Origin of the sequence: Pseudomonas sp. GM78 (genome assembly GCF_000282475.1) — a bacterium.
Lineage (GTDB): Bacteria > Pseudomonadota > Gammaproteobacteria > Pseudomonadales > Pseudomonadaceae > Aquipseudomonas.
Genome location: NZ_AKJF01000189.1, coordinates 1 through 1,122 on the forward strand (window position 1 = coordinate 1; position 1,122 = coordinate 1,122).

Below are 1,122 nucleotides of genomic sequence, written 5' to 3' on the forward strand. Positions count from 1 at the left end.
CATGCAGCTTAAAGACACCCAGTTGTTCCGCCAGCAAGCCTTCATCGATGGCGCTTGGGTAGACGCGGACAACGGTCAGACGATCAAGGTCAACAACCCGGCAACGGGCGAAATCCTGGGCACCGTGCCGAAAATGGGCGCTGCCGAAACCCGCCGTGCGATCGAAGCCGCTGACAAGGCGCTGCCGGCCTGGCGTGCACTGACCGCCAAAGAACGTGCGGTCAAACTGCGTCGCTGGTTCGAACTGATGATCGAGAACCAGGACGATCTGGCTCGCCTGATGACCATGGAACAAGGCAAGCCATTGGCCGAAGCCAAGGGCGAAATCGTTTACGCCGCTTCCTTCATCGAATGGTTCGCCGAAGAAGCCAAGCGTATCTACGGTGACGTGATTCCGGGCCACCAGCCAGACAAGCGCCTGATCGTGATCAAGCAGCCAATCGGCGTGACCGCGGCCATCACCCCGTGGAACTTCCCGGCGGCAATGATCACCCGTAAAGCTGGCCCGGCCTTGGCCGCCGGTTGCACCATGGTGCTCAAGCCTGCTTCGCAAACCCCGTACTCCGCTTTCGCCCTGGCCGAACTGGCCCAGCGTGCCGGCATCCCGGCTGGCGTGTTCAGTGTTGTTTCCGGCAGCGCCGGCGACATCGGTACCGAGCTGACCAGCAACCCGATCGTGCGCAAGCTGTCCTTCACCGGTTCAACCGAAATCGGTCGTCAACTGATGGCCGAATGCGCCAAGGACATCAAGAAAGTGTCCCTGGAACTGGGCGGCAACGCACCGTTCATCGTGTTCGACGACGCGGATCTGGATAAGGCCGTCGAAGGCGCGATCATTTCCAAATACCGCAACAACGGCCAGACCTGCGTCTGCGCCAACCGTCTGTACATTCAGGACGGTGTCTACGACGCCTTCGCCGAGAAGCTGAAAGTGGCCGTTGCCAAGCTGAAGATCGGTAACGGTCTGGAAGACGGCACCACCACTGGCCCGCTGATCGACGAAAAAGCCGTGGCCAAGGTGCAAGAACACATCGCCGACGCCCTGAGCAAAGGCGCGACCGTACTGGCCGGTGGCAAGCCGATGGAAGGCAACTTCTTCGAGCCGACCATCCTGACCAACGT

The 1,122-nt window shown here is 60.7% G+C and carries 1 protein-coding gene; it reads left to right on the forward strand.

Annotation, left to right across the window (positions count from 1 at the left end; translation table 11 throughout):
* Position 1: 1 nt before the first annotated feature.
* On the forward strand, positions 2-1,122 hold a 1,121-nt coding region (locus PMI35_RS05995; protein WP_008064329.1), incomplete at its 3' end, for an aldehyde dehydrogenase family protein.